12 protein-coding genes are annotated in these 15,183 nt (G+C 71.3%); 6 read left to right on the top strand and 6 right to left on the bottom strand.

Annotated features, from left to right (window positions below):
* Positions 1-11 precede the first annotated feature (11 nt).
* Positions 12-248: a hypothetical protein gene (locus MET2598_RS37535; protein WP_018263218.1), complete on the bottom strand. Its 237-nt coding sequence runs from the start codon at positions 246-248 to the stop codon at positions 12-14.
* 1,581 nt (positions 249-1,829) lie between these two features.
* Between MET2598_RS37535 and MET2598_RS0128885 the strand changes: the two genes are divergently transcribed.
* The 3 genes from MET2598_RS0128885 to MET2598_RS0128875 are packed head-to-tail and all read left to right on the top strand — an operon-like array spanning position 1,830 to position 6,609.
* Complete coding sequence (locus MET2598_RS0128885; protein WP_236728831.1) at positions 1,830-3,107, top strand: efflux RND transporter periplasmic adaptor subunit; 1,278 nt, start codon at positions 1,830-1,832, stop codon at positions 3,105-3,107.
* Positions 3,104-5,086: a MacB family efflux pump subunit gene (locus MET2598_RS0128880; protein ID WP_018263215.1), complete on the top strand. Its 1,983-nt coding sequence runs from the start codon at positions 3,104-3,106 to the stop codon at positions 5,084-5,086. The genes MET2598_RS0128885 and MET2598_RS0128880 overlap by 4 nt, the downstream gene beginning before the upstream one ends.
* Positions 5,083-6,609: an efflux transporter outer membrane subunit gene (locus MET2598_RS0128875; protein ID WP_018263214.1), complete on the top strand. Its 1,527-nt coding sequence runs from the start codon at positions 5,083-5,085 to the stop codon at positions 6,607-6,609. The genes MET2598_RS0128880 and MET2598_RS0128875 overlap by 4 nt, the downstream gene beginning before the upstream one ends.
* Before the next feature lie 202 nt (positions 6,610-6,811).
* On the opposite strand, the gene era is transcribed toward MET2598_RS0128875, so the two are convergent.
* The 5 genes from era to MET2598_RS0128850 all read right to left on the bottom strand — a co-directional run bounded on the left by era (position 6,812) and on the right by MET2598_RS0128850 (position 10,592).
* Positions 6,812-7,759 carry a GTPase Era gene (gene era, locus MET2598_RS0128870; RefSeq protein ID WP_012336243.1) on the bottom strand — a complete coding sequence of 316 codons (948 nt, stop codon included), beginning with the start codon at positions 7,757-7,759 and terminating at the stop codon, positions 6,812-6,814.
* 4 nt (positions 7,760-7,763) lie between these two features.
* Positions 7,764-8,498 carry a ribonuclease III gene (gene rnc / locus MET2598_RS0128865; RefSeq protein ID WP_018263213.1) on the bottom strand — a complete coding sequence of 245 codons (735 nt, stop codon included), beginning with the start codon at positions 8,496-8,498 and terminating at the stop codon, positions 7,764-7,766.
* Between the two features lie 8 nt (positions 8,499-8,506).
* Positions 8,507-9,298, bottom strand: a complete 792-nt coding sequence (lepB, locus tag MET2598_RS0128860) for a signal peptidase I (RefSeq protein ID WP_012336245.1) — start codon at positions 9,296-9,298, stop codon at positions 8,507-8,509.
* Between the two features lie 131 nt (positions 9,299-9,429).
* Positions 9,430-9,837, bottom strand: a complete 408-nt coding sequence (gene acpS, locus MET2598_RS0128855) for a holo-ACP synthase (RefSeq protein ID WP_012336246.1) — start codon at positions 9,835-9,837, stop codon at positions 9,430-9,432.
* Positions 9,834-10,592, bottom strand: coding sequence for a pyridoxine 5'-phosphate synthase (locus tag MET2598_RS0128850; protein WP_012336247.1), 759 nt, complete (start codon positions 10,590-10,592; stop codon positions 9,834-9,836). The genes acpS and MET2598_RS0128850 overlap by 4 nt, the downstream gene beginning before the upstream one ends.
* A gap of 557 nt (positions 10,593-11,149) precedes the next feature.
* Between MET2598_RS0128850 and MET2598_RS0128845 the strand changes: the two genes are divergently transcribed.
* The 3 genes from MET2598_RS0128845 to MET2598_RS0128835 all read left to right on the top strand — a co-directional run bounded on the left by MET2598_RS0128845 (position 11,150) and on the right by MET2598_RS0128835 (position 15,103).
* On the top strand, positions 11,150-11,704 hold the full coding sequence (locus MET2598_RS0128845) for a PRC-barrel domain-containing protein (RefSeq protein WP_085984474.1): 555 nt from the start codon (positions 11,150-11,152) through the stop codon (positions 11,702-11,704).
* Positions 11,701-13,041 carry an MFS transporter gene (locus tag MET2598_RS0128840; RefSeq protein ID WP_012336249.1) on the top strand — a complete coding sequence of 447 codons (1,341 nt, stop codon included), beginning with the start codon at positions 11,701-11,703 and terminating at the stop codon, positions 13,039-13,041. The genes MET2598_RS0128845 and MET2598_RS0128840 overlap by 4 nt, the downstream gene beginning before the upstream one ends.
* A gap of 298 nt (positions 13,042-13,339) precedes the next feature.
* The gene (locus tag MET2598_RS0128835) at positions 13,340-15,103 is read left to right on the top strand and encodes an ABC transporter ATP-binding protein (protein ID WP_012336250.1); all 1,764 of its coding nucleotides are present in this window, start codon (positions 13,340-13,342) and stop codon (positions 15,101-15,103) included.
* The last annotated feature ends 80 nt before the right edge of the window (positions 15,104-15,183 follow it).

Here is a 15,183-nt window from a genome sequence, read left to right as displayed (position 1 = left end):
GCGCCGGCCCGTCAGTGGTGGGTGCGGCGCAGGGCGGCCTCGACGGCGCCGCGATGCCACGCGCCGCCCCGCGGGCCCGGCACCCCCCGGGCGGTGAGCGCCCGGGCGATCCCCGCCACGCTGGTGATCCCCTCCGCCCGGATCGCCGCCAGGACGGGGGCGACCTCGCTCGCCCGCTGATCCGCGAGGGCGCGGGTCGTCGCCATGGCCTTCGCGGCCGAGGCCTTCCGGATCCGATTCAGGCTCATCGCCGCCTCACGACTCCCACCGCGAGAGGGGCGGCTCGCGGCCGGCGGGCCCGGGCGAACCGCGCGAGATGCCGGACCGGCTCGCCCGGCCCGGCCGGTGAGGAGTCGCGCCGGCTTGGTTAAAGGGGCGTTAACGACCGGGTCCGCCTCGGGACGGGCGAATACAAGGGCGTGTTCCTTGGAACAGTGTCGCTGAACGTGCGATTGCCCGGTCTGCGAAAAGGAGCAATTCCAGCGTTGCCCTCCACGGGCTTCCCGGTCACGCACCGGGCCAGGCTGCACGCGACCGCCCCGCCGGAGTGGCGCGACGGCGAGATACCGCGCCGCACCGAGGTGATCGGCACTTCCCCGACAAGGCGGCGATCCGGCAGCGCGCGGGGGGGCGCTCCTGCTGGAGCGGACCGACAAGTCGGTGGTGCGATGCCGCCGCTCGATGACCACGGAAAGCACCGACCTGATCGGCGAGGATTCTGACCGAGCCGGTCCGGCCGTTGCCCTGGTGGATGATCTACCAGCGACACCACGCTCCGGGTGACGATCGTGAGTGCGTCTGAAAGCAGGGTGTTGGCCAGATACATATGTGGAGTATATGGAATTTGTCGAGGACGTATGCTTTTTTCTTTGCCGCTCCACAATTCGGTTATACGGTCTCCATCACAGCAGGATATCTCATTGTACATCTTGGGCGACATGGGTGCATCTTAGCTCGCTGTGCGGTTGTATTATCGATACCTTTCATATCACTCTCTATGTTTCCCGGCAGAGTTTATGCGGACATCGGTGCGAACACCCTGTCATCCAATCCATCATGAACAAACGCAGGAAATGGCCAAAGTTCGACTTCATATTTGCTGGCTGTTTGCTTGTTGATGCGGAATGCGCCATGTGGGTATGATTGTACTGACGGTACGGCATATAATAAGAGAAATAATGTTCGTTGTAGAACATTAGGTAAGCTCGCATCATTTTGTGATGCCCGAATGGCAGGGGTGGTGCCGAACTGGAGGATAGGTCTATGAACAGAATGCTGTGCAGTTCTCCGACTCTCTTTATAAGCGGTCGTGCTGCCGAATTTGTCCAGCAGTCTTCCAAGCAATTTAGAGGTGTTAGTGAAGCGGATATCGAAAAAATATTTTCGAGAGATTTGAAAGAGGTAGATCTAGAGAATCTTGAGTGCATCATATATTTTTAGAAGGAGATTTTTATACTGAATCAGGGCTCAGATCCAAATTCATTTCCGAAAAAGAACGCAAGAAATTGCAAGCAGAATGTGGAGAAATGGTTAGCTAAGAACACTACAAAAAAGACAAACTTGGTGCAAGTTTGTTTCAATAAACCAAGCGCAGATCAACGTCAAAATATGGTGAGGATAGGTGATATAGATGTTTTTGTTGATATTGAGTCGTTCCCGCATGACATGATTGTGCATACGCCTCTTATCGATATAGATCAAGATGGTAAACTTGTCCTCGTGTCAATCTCTGACGACAGGGTGAGCTGTTGTCAGTGAGCCGCACGGCAATCATTTGCAATCCGCAATGAGGAGTATTTCTGGAAGATGGTTTTTTAGGACTCTTTTTTGTGGCAAGATGTCTTCTCGCGAAGATCGTCGGTTATGCGATTTCCGAAGTTCGAACATGCCGCCGACAAATCCTGCTGTCTGAATGGCGCGATATGATCAAATCGCTCGGATTGCTACTAACGCTTATTATTGCCGCTTTGGCTCTGTGGTTCGCAGTGCGCCCCAATTTTAGTGAGAGGACACCTTATATATCAGCACCGGTGCGCCGCGGAAATATCGCGCAGACCATTGCTGCAAGCGGTTCAATCGAACCCGTGCGCATCGTCAGTGTCGGCGCGCAGGTCTCCGGCCGTGTCGTGGCGCTCCACGTCCGGGTCGGACAGCAGATCGCCCGGGGCCAGATCATTGCAGAAATTGATTCCCTTCCCCAGATGAATGACTTGCAGCGTAGCGAGGCAGCCCTGAACGCCCTGCGGGCCCAGCGCGACCGGGCAGGGGTGATGCTGCACCAGGCCGAGCTCGCGTTCCACCGCCAGCGGGAGATCGCCGCGGGCAAGGCCGGAGCCCGTGCGGATTACGAGGCGGCCGAGGCCGCCTACGGGAGCGCCCAGGCCGACCTCGCGACCCTCGACGCGCAGATCGAGGGGGCGGCGGTCAGCGTCCGCAGCGCCCGCACCAACCTCGCCTACACGCGGATCACCGCCCCGATCGACGGGACCGTCGTGGCGATCGTGACCAAGGAAGGACAGACCGTGATCGCGTCGCAGACCGCGCCGACGATCATCCGCCTCGCCGATCTCGGCACGATGTCGGTCAAGGCCAGGATCTCGGAGGCGGATATCGGCCGCGTCAGGCCGGGCATGCGGGTCCGTTTCACCACCCTGGCGCAACCCGAGCGACTCTACGAGACGATCCTGCAAGCGGTCGATCCGGCCCCGGACCAGATCGCCGTCGAGACCAACGGCGCCGGTCAGGCCTTGGGCAGCGCCTCGGCCGCGAATGAGAACCCGGCCATCTCCTTCAACGCGCGCCTCGCGGTCGCGAACGAGGACGGCGCCCTCAAGCCCCTGATGACGGCGCTCGTCAGCATCGTGCTGGACGAGGCGCGGGACGCCGTCCTGGTGCCGGCCGCCGCGGTGACGCGGGCCGGGGCGCAGCAGGGGCGCCTGAGGATCCTGAACCCGAATGGCCGGCCCGAGGAGAGGCGGGTCCGCACCGGCCTCGCGAACGGGGTCGAGATCCAGATCCTCGACGGCGTCGCCCCCGGCGAGGCGGTGATCGTCGCCGGGCCGGAGGATGGCGCGCGCTTCGCCGCGTCGCGGGACCGGGCGCGATGATCCGGGCCGGCTCCGCCCACGGCGCCGAGACCGTCGACGGTCCGGGCAATTCGGCCCTGATCGAGCTGCGGGGCGTGCACCGCACCTACCGGATGGGCGACCAGGTCGTCCGGGCGCTCGACGGCGTCGACCTCGCGATCGCGGCCGGCGAGTTCGTGGCCATCGTCGGGCAATCCGGGTCCGGCAAGTCGACCCTGCTCAACCTTCTCGGCTGCCTCGACCGGCCGAGCCTGGGCCACTACCGCATCGACGGGCGCGACACGGCCGGGATCGACCCGGATGGGCTGGCGGCCCTGCGCCGCCACAGCTTCGGCTTCGTCTTCCAGAGCCACAACCTCCTGCCCCGCCTCTCGGCCGTGGCCAACGTCGCGCTGCCCGCGGTCTTCGCCGGGGAGGCCCCGGCGGAGCGCCGGAGGCGGGCCACCGCCCTGCTGGCCCAGCTCGGGCTCGGCGAGCGCCTCGACCACCGCCCGGCCCAGCTCTCCGGCGGCCAGCAGCAGCGCGTCGGCATCGCCCGCGCGCTCATGAATGGCGGGCGGATCATCCTGGCGGACGAGCCGACCGGCGCCCTCGACAGCCGCACGAGCGCGGACCTCCTCGGCCTGCTCCGGGGCCTGTGCGACGAGGGCCATACGGTGGTGATCGTGACGCACGATCCCCAGGTCGCCGCGACGGCCGACCGCGTCGTCGAGATCGCCGACGGGCGGATCCGCTCCGATCGCCGGCAGCGGATCCGCCGGGACGCCCGTCCGTCCCTTCCCCGGGCTTCGGGCGGAACGCACCGCCGGACCGATCAGGTCCGGGACGCGGCGACGAGCGCGGCCGCCACGCTGCTGGCCCACCGCCTGCGCAACCTCCTCACCATGCTGGGGATCGTGATCGGGATCGCCGCCGTGATCCTCGCGGTGGCGATCGGCCAGGGCGCGCAGCAGGAGGTGCTGGCGCGGATGAGGGATCTCGGCAACAACCTCACGGAGGTGATCTCGCAATCGGCCTTCCGCGCCGGGCCGGCCGCGCAGAGCGGAGGGCTGCGGCAGGAGGATGTCGAGCGGCTCGCGGCTCTGCCCTTCGTCACCGGCGTCAGCCCGGACGCGCAGACATCGATCCTCCTGCGTCATCGCGGCCGCGGCGCCTACGCCTCGGTCTACGGCGTGGCACCGGCCTTCTTTCGCCTCCACCAGCTGCCGATCACCTCCGGTCGGCCTCTGGAGGAGGAGGCGGCGCGCCGGGCCGATGTCGAGATCGTCATCGACGCGGCCGTGCGCGCGGCCTTGTTCGAGCCCGATCAGGATCCGCTCGGGGCCGTCATCCTGGTCGGGACGGTTCCGGCGCGGGTCGTCGGCGTCGCCCAGGTCGCCGATTCGTCGCGGTACGGGCGCCGGCCCTTCGCGGCCCTATCCTACGCGGCCTTCGGCCAGCGCATCTCCGGCCAGCCCTCCTTCGCGAGCGTCACGCTGCAGCTCGCCGAGGACGTGGATCGCGACGTCGCCCTGGCCGCCGTGGAGAAGCTGCTCTCGGCCTGGCGCGGCACCCCGGACGTCGTCCTGTTCGACAACGAGACGCAGCGCGAGACGATCCTGCGGGCCAGGACGGTCCTCGGGCTGGTGACCGTCTCGATCGCGGGGATCGCCCTCGTCATCGCGAGCGTCGGCGTGATGAACATGATGCTGGTCGCGGTGACCGAGCGCACCCGCGAGATCGGCCTGCTCATGGCGCTCGGGGCACGCCGCTCGGACGTGATGCTGCACTTCTTCGTCGAGGCTTTCACGCTCTGCGCCCTGGGCGGGGCGCTCGGGGCCGCGCTCGCCCTCGGGCTCGGCGAGGCGGGCCAGGCCCTCGGGCTGCCCTTCTCCCTCGTCTTCGGCTGGCGCAGCGTCGCGGCCGCGATCCTGAGCGCCGGTCTCTCGGGCCTGGTGGCCGGGCTCGTGCCGGCGCGCCGCGCCGCGCGGATCGACCCGGTCGAGGCCCTGGCCCGATGAGCCGGGCCGGTTCCGGCCTCGCCCGCATCCTCGCGCGGGCCCGCCGCCTCGCCCGGCGCGCGCACGGCCGGGGCTGGGCCGCCCTGCTCCTCTGCGGCGGCTGCGTGGCGGGGCCCGATTTCGTGCCGCCCGCCGCCCCCGTCATCCTCCGGTACGGGGAGCGGGCGCCCCCGCGCCGCCTGCCCGCGCCGGGCCCGGACGGGACGCAGGTCCTGCGGCCCGGGGCCGACGGCCCGCATGCGTGGTGGCGCCCGTTCGGCTCGCGCCGGCTCGACCGGCTCGTGCGCCGGGGGCTGGCGGCGAGCCCGACGGTCGAGCAGGCCGAGGCCGCCCTGCGCCAAGCCCGGAGCGACACCGAGGCCGCGCGGGCCAGCCTCCTGCCGAACTTGTCCCTCGACCTCGCGCGCCGGGGCGGCGGGGGCATCGGCCCGGCGGGGGGCGCGCTCTACGGGCTCTACGGCGCCAGCGTCGCGGCGAGCTACACGCCCGACCTGTTCGGCGGCATCCGCCGCGCCGTCGAGGCCCAGGAGGCCCGCGAGGCGGTGGCGGCCGCGCATCGCGACGCCGCCGCCCTGGCCCTGAGCGGCAACATCGTGGCGGGCGCGATCCAGGAGGCGATCCTGTCCGAGGAGATCGCCGTCTCCGAGGCGATCCTGCGCCAGGACCGGGACCAGCTCGCCCTGGTGAAGGTCCGCCACGCCGCCGGGTCCGAGCGCATCGTCAGCGTCCTGAACCAGGAGAGCCTGATCCGCTCGCAGGAGGCGGCTCTCATCGCGAGCCAGATGGCGCGGGTGCAGGCGCGCCACCGGCTCGCCGTGCTGATCGGCCTGCCTCCGAGCGCCTATGCGGAGCCGAGCTTCCGCCTCGGCGAGCTGACGCTGCCGCGGCGGGTCCCGCTCAGCCTGCCCTCCCGGCTGCTCGCGCGGCGGCCGGACATCCGCGCCGCCGCGGCCCAGCTGCACGCCGCCTCGGCCGAGATCGGCGTCGCGGCCGCGGACATGCTGCCGCGCGTCACCCTGACGGCGAATCTCGGCGCCAGCACCGCGACGATCGCGGCCCTGGCGGCGTCGAGCGCCTGGGGGGCCGGGCTCGGCCTCGCGCAGCCGCTCCTCGACGGAGGCGCCCAAGCCGCCCGCCGCCAGGCCGCGGTCGAGGCCTACGCCGCCGCGGCGGCCGCCTATCGGGCGACGGTGCTGGCGGCGCTCCAGACCGTCGCGGATGCGCTGGCCGCGCTCGAAGCCGATGCGGGGATCCTGACCGCCGCGCTGGAGGCCGAGGCGCTGGCCCGCGACGCCCTCGCGGCCGCCCGGGTGCAGTACGAGGCCGGCGCGGTCACCTATGCCGACCTGCTGCTGAGCCAGACGCGCGCCGCCTCCGCGTCCCTGACGCGCATCGCCGCGCAGGGCCGGCGCCTCGTCGACACGGCCGCGCTGCAGCAGGCCCTCGGATGGGAGCGGGATGGGGGCGAGGCCGGACCCATGTCGCCGAAGGAAATTCGGGAGGGAGTCGAGGAGCCGGGCTGATCCGGGATCCGCTCGATCGAAGCGGATCCCGGATCACCAGCCTGCGCGGCGCCTGAGCGCGGCGCCTGAGCGAAGCCGACATCCGCATGGCCGACATGGGAGACGGCGACGCCATCAATCGGATGCCGTATGACCCATCCGCGGTCCCGATCCCGCCTCGGGTTGGCTCGGCCGCGACGATTCGTCGAGGGGCGGGCGCCGCTCACCCGCGCGGGAAGTCCAGCCCCATCTCGCGGTAGCGCTCGGGATCGTCGGCCCAGTTCTCGCGCACCTTCACGTAGAGGAACAGGTGCACGGGCGCCTCCGCCGCCTCGGCGATCTCGACCCGGGCCGCCTGCCCGATCGCCTTGATGGTCTGGCCGCCCTTGCCGAGCACGATCTTGCGCTGGCTCTCGCGCTCCACGAAGATCGTCTGCTCGATCCGCACCGAGCCGTCCGGCCGCACCTGCCACTGATCGGTCTCGACGGTCGAGGAATAGGGCAGTTCCTCGTGCAGGCGGTCGTAGATCTTCTCCCGCGTGATCTCGGCCGCGAGCATGCGCAGGGGCGCGTCCGAGACCTGATCCTCCGGGTAGAGCCAGGGCCCCGGCGGCATCAGCCCGGCCAGCACCCGCCGCAGGTCCGCCACCCCGTCGCCGGTCAGCGCCGAGACCATGAAGGTGTGGTCGAAGGGCAGCCGCCCGTTCAGGGCGGCGGCGAGGTCGAGCAGCCGCTCCCGGGCGATCACGTCGATCTTGTTGAGCACCAGGATCTTGGGCCGGCGCAGCTCGGGCAGCCGGCCCAGCACCGCCTCCACCTCCGGGTCGACGCCCTTGCGGGCATCGACGAGCAGGCAGACCGCGTCCGCGTCCGCCGCCCCGCTCCAGGCCGAAGTCACCATCGCCCGGTCGAGGCGGCGCTTGGGCGCGAAGATCCCGGGCGTGTCCACGAACACGATCTGGGCCGCCCCCTCGATGGCGATGCCGCGCACCAGCGCCCGCGTCGTCTGCACCTTGCGGGAGACGATCGAGACCTTGCTGCCGACGAGGCTGTTGAGGAGGGTCGACTTGCCGGCATTCGGCACCCCGATCAGGGCGACGAAGCCCGCCCGGGTCTCGGCGGGGCCCCCGGACGGGTCGGGGGCGGGGGAAGGCGCGTGGGTCTCGGACATGGGATCACTCCGTAGCCGGCGTCCCCTCCTCGCGCCAGACGCCCTCGCGCCTCAGGAGCAGGCGCGCGGCCTCCTGCTCGGCGAGGCGCTTGGAGCCGCCGACGCCGAGGCTCGGCGCCACGCCGGCGACCTGCGCCTCGATGCGGAAGATCGGCGCGTGGTCGGGGCCCGCGCGCTCCACCACCGCGTAGGTCGGGGTCGGCAGGCCGAGACCCTGCGCCCATTCCTGCAGGGCGGATTTGGGGTCGCGCCCGCGCGGGCCCTCGGCCTCCTCCGCCGCCGCGAAGGCGCGGTCGATCACGGCCTTGGCCGCGGCGTAGCCCGCGTCGAGGAAGATCGCCCCCAGGATCGCCTCGCAGACGTCGGCCAGGATCGCCGGGTTGCGCCGGCCGCCGCCATGCACCTCGCCGGCCCCGAGCCGCAGGTGCGGCCCGACTTCCCAGGCCTGGGCCACCGCCGCGCAGCTCTCCCGGCGCACGAGGCCGGAGAGGCGGCGCGACAGGTCGCCCTCGTCGGCCCCGGGCAGCGCGCGCAGGAGCCCCTCGGCCACCGCCAGCCCGAGCACCCGGTCGCCCAGGAATTCGAGGCGCTGGTAGCTCTCCTCCCCGGCCCCCGCGCTCACGTGGGTGAGCGCCCGCGCCAGCAGGTCCTTGTCGTCGAAGGCGTGGCCGATCCGCCCCTCCAGGGCGGAGAGGTCGGGCCGCTCGGCCCTGCGCCGGCCCCGGCGGAGCGCGCCCATGGCGGCGGTCAGTGGATCGTGTGGAACAGGCGGCTCCAGCGCACCGTCCAGGGCCAGTTCCAGATCTGGAGCGGCGAGGCGCCCTCGTCGATCGAGAAGAAGATCACCTCGGCCCGCCCGACCAGGTTCTCGAAGGGCACGTAGCCGACGCTGCCGAGGTCGCGCGAATCCGTGGAATTGTCGCGGTTGTCGCCCATCATGAAGAAGTGGCCGGGCGGCACCGTGTAGACGTTGGTGTTGTCCCACAGCCCGCGGTCGCCGTCGCGCTCGATGATCTGGTGCGACACCCCGTTCGGCAGGGTCTCGACGTATTGCGGCACCTGGGTGGGCTGCCCGAACGCGTCGGTGGTGACGTAATCCTGAACCTGCTCGCGCTTCACCGGCTTGCCGTTGATGTTCAGGAGGCCGTTGATCATCTGGATCCGGTCGCCCGGCAGCCCGATCACCCGCTTGATGTAGTCGGTCGCGTTGTCCTTGGGCAGCTTGAACACCACGATGTCGCCGCGCTTCGGCTCGGCGCCCCAGATCCGGCCGTGCATCTCGAAGGGCAGGTAGTCGCTCAGCGGCAGCGAGTACTTCGAGTAGCCGAGCGAGTACTTCGAGACGAAGAGATAGTCGCCGATCAGCAGGGTCGGCACGAGGGAGCCGGAGGGGATGTTGAAGGGCTGGAACAGCAGGGTGCGCACCACGACCGCGATCAGCAGCGCCTGGAGGCCGACCTTCACGAACTCCTTGACCGACTCCCAGGGGCCCGCCTCCTTGGCGGGCTTCAGGTCCGGGTTGATGCGCACGCGATCCATATTCCTCGTCTCCGGCGGTCCGTCATCTCGCCGTGGCGACCGCCGAGACGCGGGCGAGCTAGCCGCGGTGCGCGGGGTCTAGACCAACGCCCGACCGCCCGCAACGCGCCGCGCGCCGCGGGTGAATCGCCTCAACACGATTCGTCCCGCAGGGCCTCGATCACCACGAAGGCCTGGGCGAGGGGCGGGTCGTCGGTCAGGCTGACGTGGAGCCGCGCCCGGTGCCCCGGCGGGACGAGGGCGGCGAGGCGCGCCGCCGCGCCGCCCGTGAGCCGCAGCGTGGGCGCCCCCGAGGGCAGGTTGACCACCTCCATGTCGCGCCAGAACACGCCCTGGCTCAGGCCGGTGCCGAGGGCCTTGGCGCAGGCCTCCTTGGCGGCGAAGCGCCGCGCGTAGGAGGGCGCGCGGGCCGCCCGGCGGTCGCTGCGCGCCCGCTCGCCCGGCGTGAAGACCCGTTGCGTGAAGCGCTCGCCGAACCGCTCCAGGGAGCGCTCGATGCGGCGGATGTCGCAGAGGTCGGAGCCGATGCCGACGATCACGCCGCCGCCCCGGCCCGGGCCGCGTCCATGGCGGCCCGCATCGCCCGCACCGCCTCGGCGAAGCCGACGAAGACGGATTCGGCCACGATGGCATGGCCGATGTTCAGTTCGCGCAGCTGCGGGATCGCCGCGACCGGCCCGACGCTGTCGAGGGTGAGCCCGTGCCCGGCATGGACCTCCAGGCCGAGGTCGCTGCCATGGGCCGCGGCGCGGGCGAGGCGGGCGAGTTCGCGCCGGGCCTCCGCGGCATCCCCGGCCGCGACCGCCTCGCAGTAGCGGCCGGTATGAAGTTCGACCACCGGCGCCCCGAGGCCGCGCGCCGCCTCCATGATGTGCACGTCCGGCTCGACGAAGAGCGAGACCCGGATGCCGGCCTCGCGGAGCCGCACCACCGCGGCGCGCACCGGCTCGCGGGCCGCGACGATGTCGAGCCCGCCCTCGGTGGTGCGCTCCTCGCGCCGCTCGGGCACGAGGCAGGCGGCGTGGGGGCGAAGCCCGACCGCGATCCCGACCATCTCCTCGGTGATCGCCATCTCCAGGTTCAGCGGCCGGTCGATCTCGCGCTTGAGGCGTTCCACGTCCTCGTCGCGGATGTGGCGGCGGTCCTCGCGCAGATGCGCGGTGATCCCGTCCGCCCCGGCCGCGACCGCCAGGTGGGCGGCGCGCAGGGGATCCGGGATCACGCCGCCGCGGGCGTTCCGCAGGGTGGCGATGTGGTCGATGTTGACGCCGAGGCGAAGGGGGGACGGGGACATCGGTCGCGGGCTCCCGGGATCGGCGCGGTGTAGCGGAGCGCGGGCGGCGGGGCCAGGGCCCCTCTCCCTGCCTTTCGTCTCCCAGCCCCCCGAATCCGGGCGCGCCGCCTGGACACCTCGCGGGGGCCTCGCCAAGGATGGCCGTGCGGCGGCGCGGGAGGACGGCTCATCCGAGATTCCTCCGGCGCGCGCGAGACGCCACGATGAGGCTGGGCCGGCCGCATGCCCGCCCCGGAGACGGTATCACCATGCTTGCTCGACGGCCCGGCCGCGGCGGTCGCCCGAATGCCCGGCTGCCCCGACCCCACAACTTCGCCCCGATCACCGGCTACGCACTATCCGTCGGCACCGCCGCGGAACCGAACGGAACCGTGGCGGTTGCCGGTCGAACGGCGGCCGCAGCCAGACGAGGAGCACGCGTGGTCACGATCCTGAGGATGGCCGTCCCGGCGCTCGCGGCCCTCTGGGCCGTGGCCGCTTCGGCACAGACCGGGTCAGCGCCGCAGGCCCCGCTCCCCTCGGCGCCCGCTGCCCCTGCCCAGGTGGCCCCTGCCCAGATGGCCCCTGCTCAGGTGGCCCCTGCCCCGGCTTCTCCGCCTCCGGCCGCCCAGGTCCAGGAGGCGCCCGCCCCGGCCAAGGCCCCAGAGGCCGGCCCCGGGGCGCCGTCCCCGGCCGCGCCGCCCGCGGCTCCGGCCGCGCAGGCTCCCGCCGCGCCGGTGCCGGCCCCGCCTCCGGTTCCGGCCGGGACGCCCGCGACCGTCCTCGATACCAAGGATTACGACGGCGTGCTGGGCAAGCCGGTGCGCAGCGCCGCCGGCGAGGACATGGGCCGCATCATCGACATCATCGTCGACAAGGACGGGCGTCCCCGCGCGGCGATCATCGATTTCGGCGGCTTCCTCGGCGTCGGCTCGCGCAAGATCGCGGTCGACTGGCGCGCCCTGCACTTCGCGGCCGACAACAAGCCGGGCCGCGCGGTGCTGCAGCTCACCCGCAACCAAGTGCGCGTCTCCCCCGAGTACAAGCCCGGCGATCCGATCGTGGTGCTGGGGCCGGCCTCGCCGGCGCCCGACCCCGACCAGGCCGCCGCACGCAATCCCCCCGAGAAATGACGGCGGCGCGACGATCCCAGCGCCGGGCCGCCGGCCACCGGGAGGTGCCCCGCTACGAGCCGCGGCCGGAGGCGGGCCGCGAGCCGGCGCGCGCGCCCTCGCCCGCGCCGCTCCCGGCCACGCGGCGGGAGAAGCACGCCCCCTCGGCGGCGAGCGCGCGCGGGCTCGACGCCTTCACGTTCTTCGTGGCCAACCTCCAGACCGGCTTCGGACCCTTCGTGGCCGTGCACTTCACGGCCCACCAGTGGACGCAGGCCGATATCGGCCTCGTCCTCACCATCGGCGGCCTGTTCAGCCTGCTCGGGCAGGTGCCCGGCGGCGGCTTCGTCGATTGGGTGCGCTCGAAGCGCGCCGTGGCGGCCCTCGCGGTGGGGGTGATCGGGGCGAGCGCGGCGGGCCTCGGCCTCTACCCGACCTTCCTTGTCGCGGCCCTCGCCATGGCGGCCCATTCGCTCGCCAGCTGCGTGCTCACGCCCGCCATCGCGGCGATCAGCCTCGGCCTCTCCGGCCATGCCCGGCTCGGCGAGCGCCTCGGCCGCAACGCCCGCTTCTCCTCGATCGGCAACGCCCTGGCGGCGGCCGGCATGGGGGCCTGCGGCTACTACCTGTCGAACGCCGCCGTGTTCTACGTGACCGCGGCCCTGGTCGTGCCGACGCTGGTGGCGCTCTCCACGATCCGCGCGGGCGAGATCGAGGTGGTGCGGCCGCAGGGGCGCGACGGTGCCCCGCCCCCGAGCGGATGGGCGGGCCTGCGGCTCCTCCTCACCAACCGAGCCCTGCTCTGCTTCGGCGCCTGCATCCTGCTGTTCTACGTCGCCAACGCGGCGATGCTGCCCCTGGTCGGCAGCGTGCTGACCATGCGGGCGAGCCAGACCGCCACCATCCTGATCGCCGCCTGCATCATGGCGCCCCAGATCGTCCTCGCGCTGATCGCCCCGGCGGTCGGCCGGGCGGCCCAGACCTACGGGCGGCGCCCGCTCCTCGTCCTGGGCTTCGCCGCCCTGCCCCTGCGCGGGATCCTGTTCGCCTACGCGCAGGAACCCGAGGTGCTGGTGCTGATCCAGGTGCTCGACGGCGTCTCGGCGGCGGTGATCGGCGTGATGGTCCCGCTCGTGGTCGCGGACGTGACCCGCGGCACCGGGCGCTTCAACCTCGCCCTCGGGGCGGTCGGCACCGGCATGGGGATCGGCGCGGCGCTCAGCACGACCCTGTCGGGTGCGATGGCGGACCATCTCGGCACCCATGCGGCCTTCCTGGGGCTCGCCGGCGTGGCCGTCCTGGCCCTGCTGCTGCTGCTCCTCGTGATGCCGGAGACCCGGCGCGGGCGCGGGGCCTGAGCGTCTCCGGCCGGAGGGCGCCTCGCCGGCGCCCCGTCGCCCGACCGCTGCGTGGCCCGCGCGTCACAGGAGAGCCCGGTTCGCTGCCCTGCGGCAGCGCCTCCCGCATCGCGGCGAGCCCGCTCAACTCCCGTTCATGTACGCGCGCTATAAAACCGGACGGCCGATATTTTTTGCCTGCAACATAAGGCGACGCTTCCGCGTTGCGGCTTTGGCGGATGGCCGGGAGCGCCCGGCCCATTCCCGTCCGTTTCACGACCGGCCGCACGCGGGCGAAGAACCGGGATCGATCGTCACGATGGATGACCTCTGCGCCTACGCTGAACGGCCCTGGGCCTTCGTGGCCCGCTACCTTCGCCGCCGCGTGGTTCCCCACGCGGCCATCGTCGTGTCGGTGCTCGCCGCCGTCGCCTGCTCGGTGAGCACGCAGTACGGGCTCAAGGGCGTGGTCGATGCGCTCGGCAAGGGGCCGCAATCGGGCGAGATCTGGGGGGCGCTCGCCGTCCTGATCGCCTTCATCGGCGCCGACAACATGCTCTGGCGGGTGGCGAGCCTGATCGCGAGCTTCACCTTCGTGGCGGTGACCGGCGACATCCGCCGCGACCTGTTCCGGCACCTGACCGGCCACTCGCCCTCCTACTTCGCCGACCGGCAGCCCGGCACGCTGGCGAGCCGCATCACGGCGACCTCGAACGCGATCTTCACCGCCGAGAACATGTTCGTCTGGAACGTGATGCCGCCCTGCGCGGCCGCCTTCGGGGCGATCCTGTACGTGGGCGCGGTCTCGCTGCCGATGGCGGCGGGGCTCCTGGTGATCTGCGGCGGCGTCGTGGTGCTGATGTTCCGCATCGCCGCCGCCGGCAAGCCGCTCCACCACGAATTCGCCGAGAAGGCGGCCGCCGTCGACGGCGAGATGGTCGACCTCGTCAGCAACATGCCGCTGGTGCGCGCCTTCTCGGCCTTCAAGCGGGAATTCGTGCGCTTCGACGGCACGATCGGCACCGAGATGCGGGCGCGCCGCCGCAGCCTGCTCTACCTGGAGAAGCTGCGCATCATGCACGCGGTCATCACCGTGGTGGCGGTGCTCGGCCTTCTCTACTGGGCGGTGCGGATGTGGGAGGTGGGTTCGGCGACCGCCGGTCAGGTGGTGCTGGTCTGCACCCTCGGCATCACGATCCTGGCCGCGACCCGCGACCTCGCGGTCGCCCTGGTCGACGTCACGCAGCACACCGCGAGGCTCTCGGAGGCGCTCACCACCCTGCTGCAGCCCCACGACCTGCGCGACCACCCGGAGGCGAAGCCCCTCGTCGGCGAGGGCGCGCGGCTGGATTTCGAGCACGTCGGCTTCAGCTACCCGGACGGGCGCGAGGTCTTCAGCGACTTCAACCTCACGATCGAGCCCGGGCAGAAGGTCGGCCTGGTCGGGCGCTCGGGGGGCGGCAAATCGACGCTTTTCACCCTGCTGCAGCGCTTCTACGACCCGCAGAGCGGGCGCATCCTGATCGACGGCCAGAATATCGGCCGCGTCACGCAGGAGAGCCTGCGCGAGGCGATCACCGTGGTGCCGCAGGACATCTCGCTGTTCCACCGCTCCCTGCGCGAGAACATCCGCTACGGCCGGCCGGATGCGACGGACGAGGAGGTCTGGGCGGCGGCCGAGGCCGCGCGCTGCACGGATTTCATCAGTGACCTGCCGCAGGGCTTCGACACGATCGTGGGCGACCGCGGCGTGAAGCTCTCGGGCGGCCAGCGCCAGCGCATCGCGGTGGCCCGCGCCATCCTCAAGGACTCGCCGATCCTCCTCCTCGACGAGGCGACCTCCGCCCTCGACACCGAGTCGGAGGAGGCGATCCGCGAGGCGCTGCACAACCTGATGCAGGGCCGCACGGTGATCGCCATCGCGCACCGCCTGTCGACCCTGAAGGATTTCGACCGGATCGTGGTGCTCGACGGGGGCCAGGTGATCCAGGACGGCTCGCCCGAGCGGCTGATCCATCTCGACGGCTTCTACCGCGACCTGATCCAGCGCGAGACGCTCAAGCTGTCGCGCGAGGCGGCCTGAGCGGGGCGGCGCGAGGGCGAGCTGCGAATCGCGAGCGGCCGCAACCGGTTCCGAGGGCGGTCCGCATCCGTTTCATCAAT

Origin of the sequence: Methylobacterium sp. WSM2598 (assembly GCF_000379105.1) — a bacterium.
Classification (GTDB): Bacteria; Pseudomonadota; Alphaproteobacteria; order Rhizobiales; family Beijerinckiaceae; genus Methylobacterium.
Note: the sequence above shows the minus strand (reverse complement) of the source record. Positions and strands in the feature narration are given on the sequence as shown.